The sequence below is a fragment of the Variovorax paradoxus genome (assembly GCF_009498455.1).
Taxonomy (GTDB): domain Bacteria; phylum Pseudomonadota; class Gammaproteobacteria; order Burkholderiales; family Burkholderiaceae_C; genus Variovorax; species Variovorax paradoxus_H.
Map to the genome: position 1 here is coordinate 225,256 of NZ_CP045644.1, position 13,371 is coordinate 238,626.

Sequence of the window (13,371 nt, forward strand, 5' to 3'; positions counted from 1 at the left end):
GGTGACGGTGGACGACGCCGTCGGAATACTCAGTCGGCGAGGCGGAAGCGCGTGTCGCCCAGCGTGTCGAGCCCGAACTGCGCCAGCAGCTCGCGCAGCCGCGTCGCCGCGCTCGCCTTGCGCTGGCCGGTGTAGCGCACCAGGATCAGCTCGTTCTTCATGCTGTGCTCCCAGCCGACGAGCTCGGTGACGGTGACGCTGTAGCCGTTGGCTTCCAGGTACAGGCAGCGCAGCACGTTGGTGAGCTGGCTGCCGATCTCGCGCGTGTGCAGCGGATGGCGCCAGAGTTCGGCCAGCGGCGTGCGCGACAGCGCCAGCGCCTTGGTCTCGCGCAGACAGGCCGCCACTTCGGCCTGGCAGCAGGGCACGAGCACCATGCAGCGCGCTTTCTTGGCGAGGCCGAAGGCGATGGCGTCGTCGGTGGCGGTGTCGCAGGCGTGCAGCGCGGTGACCACGTCGATCTGCGCCGGCAGCTCGCTCGCCTGCGCCGACTCGGCCACGGTGAGGTTCAGGAACGACATGCGCCCGAAGCCCAGCTGCTGCGCCAGTGCGCGGGAGCGCTCGACCAGTTCGCTGCGCGTCTCGATGCCGTAGACATGACCGCCCTGCCGCGCGCGAAAAAACAGGTCGTAGATGATGAAACCGAGGTACGACTTGCCGGCCCCGTGATCGGCCAGCGTGGCCTCGGCGCCCTCGCCCGGCAACTCACGCAGCAGTTGCTCGATGAACTGGAACAGGTGGTAGACCTGCTTGAGCTTGCGCCGCGAATCCTGGTTGAGCCGGCCTTCGCGCGTGAGGATGTGCAGCTCCTTGAGGAGCTCGACGGACTGGCCCGGCCGCAGGACTTCGGCCAGCTCGGCCTCGGCCTTGGCAGCCTTGTGTGTGGGGTGCGCTTTCGCGGGACGGGGCATGGTGTTCTTGGTGTTCATGGCGTGGCGCTTCCCGGGCCGACATCGAGCGCAGCCCAGCCGACTGGGCCCAAGGCTTCGAGCGTCTCGATGTTGCGCTCGAAGATGGCGTCGGCCTCCGGAAAGGCTTCGACCGCGCGGTCCATGCTGTCCTCGCGCAGCAGGTGCAGCGTGGGGTATGGCGCGCGGTTGGTGGCGTTGCTGATGTCGTCGGGCTCAGTGCCGCCGAACTGGAAGTGCGGATGGAAACTGGCGAGTTGCAGCACGCCATCGAAGCCCGCGCGAGCAAGCTTGCGCTCGGCGCGCTCCGTGAAATCGTTGAAGTCGAGAAAGTCCGCCAGCGCATGGGGGACGATCAGCAAGGTGGTGTCGCGCACCTCGGCGTCGAGCGCCACGAGTGCGCGGGCTTCGGCCAGCAGCGCATCGATCAAGCGGCCTTCGTGGGTGTCGAGGTAGGTGACGTAATGGATCTGGCCCTTCACGTGCACCGCCTTGGCGAAGGGGCACAGGTTGAGCCCGATCACTGCGCGTTCGAGCCAGCGACGGGTGTCGGCTTCGGCTTGTGCGGCTTCCACGGGGGTTGGGTCGCTCATGGCGTGGCCTCCGCTGCGTGCCGAATGCGCCCGAGGCGCGTTGCGACCGCCATGCCGGCAAGCGAGCAAGCCAGCGTCGCGGTCCAGGTCCAATGCCAGCCTCCGACGCGGTGCGCCAGCCAGGCCACCGCGGGCGGCGCCAGGAACTGGCCAAGCGACGACGCCTGCTGCATCAGGCCGACGGTGGTCGACACGGTGCTCGGCCCCGGTGCCAGCCGCACGCCCAGCAGGAACAGCGTCGCCGGGATCATGCCGCCGCCGAGCGAAAAGGCGCAGATCGCGGCATAGCGCAGCGCGGGTGGCAGGCCCAGCGCCTCGGCGCCCTGCCCCACCTGCGCGAAGGCGGCGACACCGCCCAGCGCCATCGTCAGGAAGCCCCATTGCAGCAGCCGCTCGGGCGCCACGCCGCGCTGCAGCCAACGGCCGCCCATGAGGTTGCCGACGATGTTCATCGCCGCGGCCAACGCGGTCAACACCGCGCTCCAGGCGGCCGGCACCTTCGCATCGGCGTAGATGGCGGGAAGAAAACCGATCACGGCCATCCACTGGGACGAGTAGACGGCGAAGGTCAGCGCGATCAGCCACGGCGCGCGCGCCCCGACCGTCTCGCGCAGCCGCGAGGCCCAGCCGGACGATGCGGGCTGCAGGCTCGCACCGACGACGCGGGGCCGGTCACGCGGCACCGCCAGCCACACCCAGAGTGCCGCACCGGCCGACACCAGTGACAGCGTCCACCACCAGTCGGCCCATCCGCCCCAGGCGATGAGAGCCGGCCCGATCAGCAGAGCCAGTGCCACGCCGAGCGGCATGTAGGCGCCCCACAGGCCCAGCGCGGCCTTGTCGGCGCCCGCAGGCGTCAGCGCGCGGATGAGCCCCGGGCCGGGCATCACCGCCATCAGGAAGCCGATGCCTTCGGCTGCGCGCAGCACGAACAGCCACAGCACGGCATGCGACTCGCCCAGCAGGCCGGCGCCGACGGCACCACCCAGCAGGCTGGCCGTCGTCAGCACCGCCAGCCCGACGAGCATGCTGCGACGCAGGCCGATCGAATCGGCCGCAAGCCCGGCCAGCAGGCCCAGCGTCATGCTCGCGACCTGGACCAGCGAGAGCAGGAAGCCCGCCTCGACCAGGTCAATGCCGAGCGACGCCTGCAGCGCCGGCACGGCGGGCGGCAGCTTGCCCAGGTGCAGCGCGGCGCTGACGCCACCCAGCACGACGGCGAAGGCCGCGGCGGGCACGCGGGCCGACGCGCTGTTCGAGCGCACGGCCGCCGTCATGCGATGCCCCGGCGGCCGGTCAGCCGCTCGTGTTCGCGCATGGCGAAGCGGTCGGTCATGCCGGCGATGTAGTCGGCCACGGCGCGGTGCCGGTCGCGGCGCTCGGCATACGACGCGGGCATCTCGGTGCCGCGCGCGAGGTAGGCATCGAACAGCTCGCGCACGACCTCGCTCGCCTGGTCGGTGGTCTGCGTGACCTGCGGGTGGCGATAAAGATTGCGAAACAGGAACTGCTTGAGCGCCTCCGACTGCGCCTGCATGGCGCCGCTGAAGGCCACCAGCGGCGGCGCCTGGCGCACGGCGTCGGCATCGACCGGCCCCAGCGCTTCAATGGCCGCGCGCGTCGTGTCGATCACGTCGTAGACCTGCGCGCTGAGCATGCGGCGGATGGTTTCATAGAGCACGCGCCGGCCCTGGCCCGGCAGCTGCGGATGCTCGGCCAGCGCCTCTCGGCGGTAGCGTTCGAACAGTTCCACGTCGGCCAGTTGCTCGACGCTGATGAGACCCGAGCGCACGCCGTCGTCGATGTCGTGTGCGTTGTAGGCGATGGCGTCGGCCAGGTTGCACAGCTGTGCCTCCAGCCCCGGCTGCGTGCGGTCGAGAAAGCGGCGCGCCACGCCCTGCGGCTCGGCAGTCTCGATGCGTTCGGCGTTGGCGCGCGAGCAGTGCTTGAGGATGCCTTCGCGCGTTTCGAAGCTGAGGTTCAGGCCGTCGTACTGCGGATAGCGGTGCTCCAGCGCGTCGACCACGCGCAGGCTTTGCAGGTTGTGCTCAAAGCCGCCGTGTTCGGCCATGCAGGCATTGAGCGCGTCCTGCCCGGCGTGGCCGAAGGGCGTGTGGCCAAGGTCGTGAGCCAGCGCGATGGCCTCGACCAGGTCTTCGTTGAGTCGCAGCGCGCGTGCGATGGAACGGCCCAGCTGCGCGACTTCCAGCGAATGCGTGAGCCGCGTGCGGAACAGGTCGCCCTCGTGGTTCAGGAAGACCTGGGTCTTGTAGACCAGCCGGCGGAAGGCCGTGGAATGAACGATGCGGTCGCGATCGCGCTGGAAGGCATCGCGCGTGGGCGCGGGCGGTTCCGCGTGGCGCCGTCCGCGCGAGCGCGCGGGATGGCAGGCGTACGCCGCAAGGCTCATGCCGCGCAGCACTGCGCGAGCACGTCGCGCACCATCGCGTCGGGTGCGCTGCGCACGACGGCGGAGCCGGGTCGGTCGATCACCACGAAGCGGATCTCGCCGGCTTCCGATTTCTTGTCGACGCGCATCAGTTCGAGGTAGCGCTCGGCGCCCAGCGCCGGACCCACGGTGGGCAGGCCGGCACGTTCGATCAGGCGCGTGAGTCGCGCGACGAAAGCCGCGTCGACACCACCCAGCCGCTGCGACAGCTGCGCCGCCATGACCATGCCGCAACCGACGGCCTCTCCGTGCAGCCACTCGCCGTAGCCCAGGCCCGACTCGATGGCATGGCCGAAGGTGTGACCGAAATTGAGGATGGCGCGCAGGCCGGTCTCGCGCTCGTCCTGACCGACCACCAGCGCCTTGATCTCGCAGCTGCGCTTGACGGCATGGGCCAGCGCGGCCGGATCGCGCGCCACCAGCGCTTCGATGTTCGACTCGATCCAGTCGAAGAAGGCCATGTCGTAGATCGGGCCGTACTTGATGACTTCGGCCAGGCCGGCGCTCAGTTCGCGCGGGGGCAGCGTCTGCAGCGTGTCCAGGTCGCACAGCACGAGCTGCGGCTGGTAGAACGCGCCGATCATGTTCTTGCCCAACGGGTGGTTGATGGCCGTCTTGCCGCCCACCGACGAATCGACCTGCGCCAGCAGCGTGGTCGGCACCTGGACGAAGGGCACGCCGCGCATGTAGCTGGCAGCGGCGAAGCCGGTCATGTCGCCCACCACCCCGCCGCCGAGCGCGAACAGCACCGTCTTGCGGTCGCTGCCGTGGCCCAGGAGGGCGTCGAAGATCAGGTTGAGCGTTTCGAGGTTCTTGTGCACCTCGCCGTCGGGCAGTTCGAGCAGGTGAACCGTGCGGAAACGGCCGGCCAGCACGGTGCGCAGCCCCTGGGCGTAGAGCGGCGCCACCGTGGTGTTGCTGACGATCAATGCACTCGCGGCCGCCGGAACGACGTCGAAGTTGGTGGCGTCTTGCAGCAGCCCTGCACCGATGAGGATCGGGTAGCTGCGCTCGCCGAGTTGGATCTCGACGCGTTCGGGCTGTGGTGATGCGGAAAGTGCGGGCGAAACGGACAGGGACATGGCCGCGAGTTTAGGCGCTCGGGCCTGCCGGGGTCAGTCGGAGGGCTCTTCCGGATGGGCACCGGGCTCGACCACGCCGGCCAGCTCGAGCTGCATCACGATGAGGTTGACGAGCACCGCGATCGACGGGCGGCCGGTGTCGACCACGTCATGGGCCGTTTCCCGGTAGAACGGGTCGCGCGCATCGTGCAGCTCGCGCAGCCGGCCCAGTGGGTCGGCCACCTGCAACAACGGGCGCTTGACGTCATGGCGCAGGCGCCGGAACAGGTCTTCGGGCGAAGAGCGCAGGTAAATGACGTGGAAATGATCGCGCAGCTGCTGGCGATTGGCCTCGCGCAGCACGGCGCCACCGCCGGTCGCCAGCACACCGTGCGGGCTCGCGGCCAAATCGGCAATGACCGCCTGCTCGATGTCGCGGAAGGCGATTTCGCCCTCGCGATCGAAAAAATCACGGATCGTGCAGCCGATGCGCTGCTCGATCACGTGATCTGTGTCGATGAACGGAGTGTTCAGCCGAGCGCCCAGGCGCCGGCCCACTGCGGACTTTCCGGCGCCGGGCAACCCGACAAGTGCGACCGCCACGCGGTGGCTGCTACGCCCGCGCGTCAGCGCGCGGCGTTGCGGTCGGTAATCATCTTCGGGGTGATAAAGACGAGCATTTCAGTCTTGTTGGCAACGCGTTCGCGCTTGCGGAACAATGCCCCCATGTAGGGGATTTCACCCAGCACCGGCACGCGCGATTCGTCATTGGTTTCGGTGAGTTCGAAGATACCACCGATGACGACCGTGCCGCCGTTCTCGACGAGCACCTCGGTCTGCACGTGCTTGGTGTTGATGGCCGGGCCCGCCGAGGTGTTTGCGCCGCGGGCGTCCTTGCTCACGTCCAGCGTCAGGATGATGTTGCCCTCGGGCGTGATCTGCGGCGTGACTTCGAGCTTGAGCACCGCCTTGCGGAACGAGATCGAGGTGGCACCGCTGGACGTGGCCTGCTGGTAGGGAATTTCTTCGCCCTGCTCGATCAGCGCCTTGGTCTGGTCGGCCGTGATGACGCGGGGGCTGGACACCAGCTTGCCCTTGCCGTCGGCCTCGAGCGCCGAGATTTCGAGGTTCAGCATGCGCGACAAGCTCGAATTGAACAGCGAGATCGCGAAGGTACCGGCCGCATTGCCGGTGCCGCCGGCATCGCCTGCGGGCAGGTTGATGAAGTTGGAGTTGGTCCAAGTGGCTGCTGCGGCGCCGACGCCACCGGTGGTGGTGGCAGGCATGACGCCGAAGGTGCCGTATGCCGGATTGCCGTTGGCCGACGCGACGCGTTCGCGGGAGATACCGCCGCCCATCCGCACGCCGAGCGACTTGCCGAAGGTGTCGGAGGCTTCCACGATGCGCGCTTCGATCAGCACCTGCCGAACCGGGATGTCGAGCTTCTGGATCAGGTCGGCCACTTGCGCCAGGCGCGAGGGAATGTCCGACACGAACAGCTGGTTGGTGCGCGACTCCGCGATCACGCTGCCACGAGGGCTCAGGATGCGCGAAGTCGTCCCACCGCCGCCGCCGCCACCCGCCGATGCACCGGTACCCGTCAGGCCCTGCGCAATGGCAATCGCCTTCGTGTAGTTCAGCTGGAACGATTGCGTGCGCAGCGGCTCCAGGTTCTCGATCGCCGCCTTGGCTTCGAATTCGAGCTTTTCCTTGGCGTTGATCTCATCCTTGGGCGCGATCCACAGCACGCTGCCATTCTTGCGCATGCCCAGGTTCTTCGCCTGCATGATGATGTCCAGCGCCTGGTCCCAGGGCACGTCCTTCAGTCGCAGCGTCAGTGCGCCGCTGACCGAGTCGGAGGTCACGATGTTGAAGTTCGTGAAGTCGGCAATCACCTGCAGCAGCGAACGGATCTCGATGTTCTGGAAGTTCAGCGACAGCTTCTCGCCGTTGTAGCCCACACCCTGCGTGAGCTTGCTCGGGTCGACCTTGCGGGCGCGGACTTCCACCACGAACTGGTTCTCGCTCTGGTAGGCGCTGTGCTCCCAGTCGCCCTTGGCATCGATCGTCATGCGCACGCGGTCACCCGATTGCTGCGACGTGATGAGTTGCACGGGCGTACCGAAGTCGGCCACGTCCAGGCGGCGGCGCAGGCCTTCGGGCAGCGTCGACTTGGTGAATTCCACGACGAGGCTCTTGCCTTGCTGCTTCACGTCGACGCCGACTTGGTTGTTCGGCAAGTCGACGAGCACACGACCGGTGCTGTCGGCACCCAGACGGAAATCGACGTCGCGCAGCGGCAGGGTGTCACGGTTGCGGTTCTCGGCGAAAGTGGTCGCAGCGGAAGCCACCAGCGCTGTTCCAGCCACCGGCTCAAGCACCACCAGCAGCGACTTGCCCTGGATTTCGGCTTTGTAAGCAGTCGCCTGCTTCAGGTTCAGCACGACCCGGCTGCGATCACCGGCCTGCACCACGTTGACCGAGCGCAGGTTGCCCTGGTTCACCTCGATGGCCGAACGCCCGATGGCGTTGGTCACGCCCGGGAAGTCCAGCGCGATGCGCGCCGGCGTCTGCACGGAGAACCCGGCAGGCACCGCGGTGAGCGGCTGGGCCAGGTCGATGCGGATCACTTCCGCGCCCGACTGGGTCGAGCTCGTCACCGATTCGATCGCGTTTTGCGCATGGGCGACGGCCAGGGCACCGAAAGCCAGCAGACCCAGCCCGGCGGCGCGCAGCCACTGTGCCATCGTTGATTTTTTTTGGTTCATTTCGCACTCTCTTGCAACTGCAGCGTGGCTACGCGTTCGATCCATTCGCCCGCAGCGTCCTGCACGATCTCGCGCAGGGCGACTTCGGTTTCGTTGATACGGGTGATGCGCCCGTAGTTGAGCCCCAGGTACTCGCCGACGCGCACCTTGTAGAGCAGCTTGTCCACCCGCACGAGCGCCACCGGCTGGCCGTTACGGTTCATGCTGCCGACCATTGCCATCGTGTCGAGCGGGAACGCCTCGAGCGCTTCCTTGCGGCGCGCCAGTTCCGGCGCGATCAGCTCGGAGGTACTCGGCTGGTTCGACTCCCGGCGCAGCGCCTGGGTCAGCTTCAGCATGTTGAAAGGCTCGAACGACGACGCCTCGGTGTAGGCCTGCGGCGTGAACTTCTTGGGTTCGGAAATCGGCGGCACCGACGGCTTGACCTGGGCGCGCTCTTCGACCATCCAGCGCTGCAGGTCTTCCTGGTCGGAATCTCCGCAGGCGCTCAGGCCCAGCGTGGCCAATGCCAGCCACAGAACTTTCGCGACCGGCTTCATTTCTTCGCCTTCGGCGCCGTGGCGCGTTTCTGGGCGGCCCGCTCGTCTTCGTCGAGGTAGCGGTAAGTGCGCGCGGTGGCGTCCATCGTCAGCACGTCCTTGTCCTTCTGCGGTGTGACGGTCACGTTGTTGAGCGTCACGATGCGCGACAGGCTGGCCACGTCGGCCGCGAACGCGCCCATGTCGTGGTACCGGCCCGTGACGCGCACGGCGATCGGCAGCTCGGCGTAGTAGTCCTTGACCGAGACCTGGCCCGGGCGGAACAGCTCGAACTGCAGGCTGCGGCCGAGGCCGGCCTGGTTGATGTCCGAGAGCAGTGCGTCCATTTCCGCCTTGCTGGGCAGTTGCTTCTCGAGAAGGATCACGTACTGCTGCACCTGCTCCCGCTGTTTCTTCAACAGATCGAGGTTGGCGGCCTGCGCCACCTTCTTCTTGTAGTCGGCCCGGAGCGTGACTTCCTTGGCGCGCTCTGCCTCGAGCTCGTCGTTGGAGTTCGTGAGCCAGACAAACCACAGGCCCGCCAGCGCCAGCGCGGACACAGCCAGGCACAGCGCGTAGCGCGGCACGGCCGGCCACATCGAAGGGTCGTTCGGATTCAGTCCGCGGAACTGGTCGCCGAAGTTCCGCAGTGCGGTGGCGACGTCGACTTTGGGGAGGGATCGGTTGCTGATGGCCATGATCGGTTACCCCTTCGCCTGTGCCTTGGCGGCCAGGGCCTTTTCGGCCTCGGCCTTCTGGGCATCCGTGGGCCGCTTGAGGCCGATGCGCATCGTGAAGTTGGCCACACGGCGCTGGTCGCGCTGGCTCAGGTTCACGTTGGCCGAGGTGATTTCGACCAGCTCTGGCTTCACCAGCCAGGGGCTGTTGTTGCCGAGGTTGCGCAGCAGCTCCGACACACGTTCGTTCGATTGCGCCATGCCTTGCAGCGTGACGGTCTGGTTCTCCTGCTTCATGCTGGTCAGATAGACGCCGTCGGGCAGTTGCCGGACAAGTTCGTTGAGCAGGTGCACCGGCAGGTTGCGGTCGCCTTGCAGGTCTTCCACGGCCAGTTGGCGCGCGCGCAAGGCAGCGATTTCGTCCTGCAGCGTCGAGATTTCCTTGATCTCGACTTCGAGCTTCTTGATTTCGGCCTGAAGGAAGCCGTTCTTCGATTGCTGAGCCGCAATCTGGGCTTCGAACCAGAGATAGCCAAGGCCGGCGATCAGAACGCCGAGCAACGCGGCGCCGCCCAGAGTGCCGTAGAAAGCCTCGCGACGGCGCTTGCGCGCGGCTTCGCGGTGCGGGAGCAGATTGATCAGGATCACTGCAGAAACCTCCGCATGGCCAGGCCGCAGGAGGTCAGATAGGAAGGCGCTTCGCGGCGGACCTTCTTCTCGCGGATGCTGGGGCCGAAGTCCATGCCGTCGAACGGATTCACGAGCGAGCAGGCGAACGAGGTCTGGCGGGTGACGGCATTGGTCAGCCCCGGCAGCGACGACGAGCCGCCGGCCAGCAGCACGTAGTCCACGCGGTTGTGCGGCGTGCTCGTGAAGAAGAACTGCAGTGCGCGCGCGATTTCCTGCGCGATGCTTTCGACGAAGGGCTTGAGCACGCCCGAGCCGTAGTCGTCGGGCAGGTCGCCGCTGCGCTTCTTTGCTTCGGCTTCCTCGGCGGAAAAACCGTACTGGCGCACGATGAGCTGGGTGAGCTGCGCGCCGCCGAAAGCCTGGTCGCGGTCGTACAGCACTTCCTGGTTGCGCAGCACCTGCATGCTGGTCGTGAAGGCGCCCACTTCGAACAACGCCACGATGGCATCCACGCCCTTGCCGGGGAGCTGCTCGATCAGGCGCGCCGTGGCCAGTCGGGAGGCATACGACTCGACATCGAGAATCACCGCCTTGAGGCCCGCGGCTTCCGCCAGGCCTTCGCGGTCCTGCACCTTCTCTTTGCGGGAAGCGGCAATCAGCACTTCCACGTCGCCGACGGACGTCGTGCTCGGCCCCGTCACGCAGAAGTCGAGGCTCACTTCGTCGAGCGAAAACGGGATGTACTGGTTGGCTTCGGACTCGACCTGGATCTCGAGCTCCTGCTCGCTCATGCCGCCCGGAAGAATGATCTTCTTGGTGATGACCGCCGAGGGCGGCAGCGCCAGCGCCACGTTGCGGGTCTTGGTGCCGCTCTTGCGCACGACACGGCGCACGGCTTCGGCGACTTCGTCGAATTTTTCGACGTTGCCGTCGGTGATCCAGCCGCGTTCGAGCGGCTCGATGGCGCAGCGCTCCAGAACCAGCTTGCCGCTGGCCTCACGGCCGAGCTCCACCAGCTTCACGCTGGACGAACTGACGTCCAGTCCCAGCAGGGGGGCGTTCTGACGACGAAACAATGATCCAAGAGCAGCCAAGTTAGGTCCCTCTCCCCCTGTTATTTGTAACCAATGGAAAAATATGCGTTCGGTTGCATGCTAGCAGCAGGCACACCGCCCACCAAGCGTGCAGAAAGCCCGGAATCGACAACCGTTGTCAAAACGTGACGTCAAAGCCGCATTCTGTAACTTTCTGCTTAGCCCCGGGCGAGGGAATGCGCGAGGTAACAAAGATCCCGGGGCGCCGAGGGGGCGGCTTTTTATAATGTCCGGTGACTCTCCGGGCCCCCATGCAAGAAACTTCCAGCCCCAAGGGGCGCGCCAAGACCCCTCCACCCGAACGCCCCTTCTGGCTGAAATGGCTGTTGCGTTTCGTGTTGTGGGGCGCAGGCATCGCTGCGGCGGGCCTGCTTTCCATCCTGTGCGTGGTGGCCGTGGCCCTGGCAGTGGCCTATCCCAACCTGCCGGACATCTCGGAACTCTCCGATTACCGCCCCAAGCTGCCGCTGCGCGTGTTTTCCGCCGAGGGCACGCAGATCGGCGAATTCGGGGAAGAGCGACGCAACCTCACCCCCATCGCCGCGATTCCCAAGGTCGTGAAGGACGCGGTCCTGGCCGCCGAAGACGCCCGCTTCTATGACCACGGAGGGGTCGACTACAAGGGCCTGGTCCGCGCCGGCATCGCCAACCTCAACCGCGTGAAGAGCCAGGGCGCGTCAACCATCACCATGCAGGTGGCGCGCAACGTCTACCTGAGCTCCGAGAAGACGCTGACCCGCAAGATCTACGAAGTGCTGCTGACCTTCAAGCTGGAGCACATGCTCAGCAAGGACCAGATCTTCGAGATCTACCTGAACCAGATCTACCTGGGCAACCGCGCCTACGGTTTCGCCGCCGCCTCCGAGGCCTATTTCGGCAAGCCGCTGTCCGAGATGTCGATCGCCCAGGCCGCCATGCTCGCCGGCCTGCCGAAGGCGCCCGGCGCGAACAACCCGGTCAACAACCCGCAGCGCGCACGCGGGCGCCAGTTCTACGTGATCGACCGCATGCAGGAAGCCGGCTTCATCACCGCCGAGCAGGCGGCCGAGGCCAAGAAGGAGCAGCTGCACCTGCGCGATGCCGCCGACCCGAGCCGCCTGCACGCCGAGTACGTCGCCGAAACCGTGCGTCAGCTGATGTACGCCCAGTACGGCGACAGCACCTACACGCGCGGCCTCAAGGTCTACACCTCGCTGGTCGCGGCCGACCAGGCGGCTGCCTACAAGGCCCTGCGCAAGGGCATCATGGATTACGAGCGCCGTCAGGTGTACCGCGGCCCCGAGAAGTTCATCGACCTGCCGAACGACCCCAAGGAGCTCGACGAAGCCGTGGACGACGTGCTCAACGACCACCCCGACAACGGCGACGTGATGGCGGCCGTGGTGCTCAAGGCGACGCCCAAGGAAATCCAGGCCATCCGCGCCAACGGCGACGCTGTGCAGATCACCGGCGACGGCCTCAAGCCGGCACAGTCTGGCCTGTCGGACAAGGCACCGCCCAACATCAAGATCCGCCGCGGCGCCGTGATCCGCGTCGCCAAGACGCCCAAGAACACCTGGGAAATCACCCAACTGCCCGAGGTCGAGGGCGCGTTCGTCGCCATGGACCCGCGCGACGGCGCCATCAAGGCGCTGGTCGGCGGCTTCGACTTCGGCAAGAACAAGTTCAACCACGTCACGCAGGCCTGGCGCCAGCCGGGCTCGAGCTTCAAGCCGTTCATCTATTCGGCGGCGCTCGAAAAGGGCTTCACCCCCGCCACCGTCATCAACGACGGCCCGCTGTTCTTCGACGCCGGCACCACCGGCGGCCAGCCCTGGGAGCCCAAGAACTACGGCGGCGGCTTCGACGGTCCGATGTCGATGCGCACCGCGCTGATGAAGTCGCGCAACCTCGTGTCGATCCGCATCCTGCAGTCCATCGGCACGCGCTACGCGCAAGACTGGATCACCAACTTCGGCTTCGACAAGGACAAGCATCCCGCCTACCTCCCGATGGCGCTCGGCGCCGGCGCCGTCACGCCGATGCAGATGGCGGTGGGCTACTCGGTGTTTGCCAATGGCGGCTACCGCGTGAATCCGTACCTCGTGACCCGCGTCACCGACCACAAGGACCGCGTGCTGGTCGACGTCCAGCCGCCGCTGCTCAATGAAGCCTCGCGCGCCATCCCGCAGCGCAACGCCTTCATCATGGACACGCTGCTGCAGTCCATCACCCGCGCCGGCACGGCCGCGAAGGCACAGGCGATGCTCAAGCGCCCCGACCTGTACGGCAAGACCGGCACCACCAACGACTCGCTCGACGCCTGGTTCGCGGGCTTCCAGCCCACCATGACGGCGATCTCGTGGATCGGCTACGACACGCCGCGCAACCTGGGCGACCGCGAAACCGGCGGCGGCCTGAGCCTGCCGATCTGGATCAACTACATGGAAACCGCCCTCAAGGGCGTGCCGGTGACCGACCTGTCGACCACGCCGCCCTCGGGCATCGTGAGCGTCGGCGGCGAGTGGTATTACGACGACTACGCACCGGGCCGCGGCGTGTCGAGCCTGGGCGTGGAATCTTCTGCGCCGGTGGCACCGGCGGAGGCCCTGAGCGGTCCGGCGATCAGCGCACCGGCGCCGCCCGAAGAGCGAAACCGCATCCTCGACCTGTTCAGGAACTGATCAAGAAAGA

Annotated in this window: 12 protein-coding genes; 1 reads left to right on the plus strand and 11 read right to left on the minus strand. The window is 66.9% G+C overall.

Features of this window, described 5'->3' with window-relative positions:
- Positions 1-29: 29 nt before the first annotated feature.
- From GFK26_RS01015 to GFK26_RS01065, 11 genes are read right to left on the minus strand one after another with little or no spacing between them, the layout of a single operon-like run.
- A complete protein-coding gene (locus GFK26_RS01015) occupies positions 30-929 on the minus strand; it encodes a class I SAM-dependent methyltransferase (protein WP_194274001.1) in 900 nt (299 codons plus the stop codon).
- A complete protein-coding gene (locus GFK26_RS01020; RefSeq protein ID WP_153280462.1) occupies positions 926-1,501 on the minus strand; it encodes a DUF1415 domain-containing protein in 576 nt (191 codons plus the stop codon). Before GFK26_RS01020 ends, GFK26_RS01015 begins: the two co-directional genes overlap by 4 nt.
- A complete protein-coding gene (locus GFK26_RS01025; RefSeq protein ID WP_153280463.1) occupies positions 1,498-2,778 on the minus strand; it encodes a CynX/NimT family MFS transporter in 1,281 nt (426 codons plus the stop codon). The genes GFK26_RS01020 and GFK26_RS01025 overlap by 4 nt, the downstream gene beginning before the upstream one ends.
- Positions 2,775-3,911, minus strand: coding sequence for a deoxyguanosinetriphosphate triphosphohydrolase (locus tag GFK26_RS01030; protein ID WP_153280464.1), 1,137 nt, complete (start codon positions 3,909-3,911; stop codon positions 2,775-2,777). The genes GFK26_RS01025 and GFK26_RS01030 overlap by 4 nt, the downstream gene beginning before the upstream one ends.
- Entirely contained in the window at positions 3,908-5,032 is a 1,125-nt protein-coding gene (gene aroB, locus GFK26_RS01035) for a 3-dehydroquinate synthase (RefSeq protein WP_153280465.1), read from the minus strand. Before aroB ends, GFK26_RS01030 begins: the two co-directional genes overlap by 4 nt.
- Positions 5,033-5,065: 33 nt before the next feature.
- The gene (locus GFK26_RS01040; RefSeq protein WP_153280466.1) at positions 5,066-5,614 is read right to left on the minus strand and encodes a shikimate kinase; all 549 of its coding nucleotides are present in this window, start codon (positions 5,612-5,614) and stop codon (positions 5,066-5,068) included.
- 23 nt (positions 5,615-5,637) lie between these two features.
- Positions 5,638-7,779 (minus strand): type IV pilus secretin PilQ, encoded by a 2,142-nt coding sequence (gene pilQ / locus GFK26_RS01045; RefSeq protein ID WP_153280467.1) that lies wholly within the window; start codon positions 7,777-7,779, stop codon positions 5,638-5,640.
- Positions 7,776-8,318, minus strand: a complete 543-nt coding sequence (locus GFK26_RS01050; RefSeq protein ID WP_153280468.1) for a pilus assembly protein PilP — start codon at positions 8,316-8,318, stop codon at positions 7,776-7,778. The genes pilQ and GFK26_RS01050 overlap by 4 nt, the downstream gene beginning before the upstream one ends.
- Entirely contained in the window at positions 8,315-8,995 is a 681-nt protein-coding gene (locus GFK26_RS01055; protein ID WP_153280469.1) for a type 4a pilus biogenesis protein PilO, read from the minus strand. Before GFK26_RS01055 ends, GFK26_RS01050 begins: the two co-directional genes overlap by 4 nt.
- A 6-nt stretch (positions 8,996-9,001) precedes the next feature.
- On the minus strand, positions 9,002-9,622 hold the full coding sequence (locus GFK26_RS01060; protein WP_153280470.1) for a PilN domain-containing protein: 621 nt from the start codon (positions 9,620-9,622) through the stop codon (positions 9,002-9,004).
- Complete coding sequence (locus GFK26_RS01065; RefSeq protein ID WP_153280471.1) at positions 9,619-10,698, minus strand: pilus assembly protein PilM; 1,080 nt, start codon at positions 10,696-10,698, stop codon at positions 9,619-9,621. The genes GFK26_RS01060 and GFK26_RS01065 overlap by 4 nt, the downstream gene beginning before the upstream one ends.
- Positions 10,699-10,949: 251 nt before the next feature.
- Between GFK26_RS01065 and GFK26_RS01070 the strand changes: the two genes are divergently transcribed.
- Positions 10,950-13,361 (plus strand): penicillin-binding protein 1A, encoded by a 2,412-nt coding sequence (locus GFK26_RS01070; RefSeq protein ID WP_194274002.1) that lies wholly within the window; start codon positions 10,950-10,952, stop codon positions 13,359-13,361.
- The last annotated feature ends 10 nt before the right edge of the window (positions 13,362-13,371 follow it).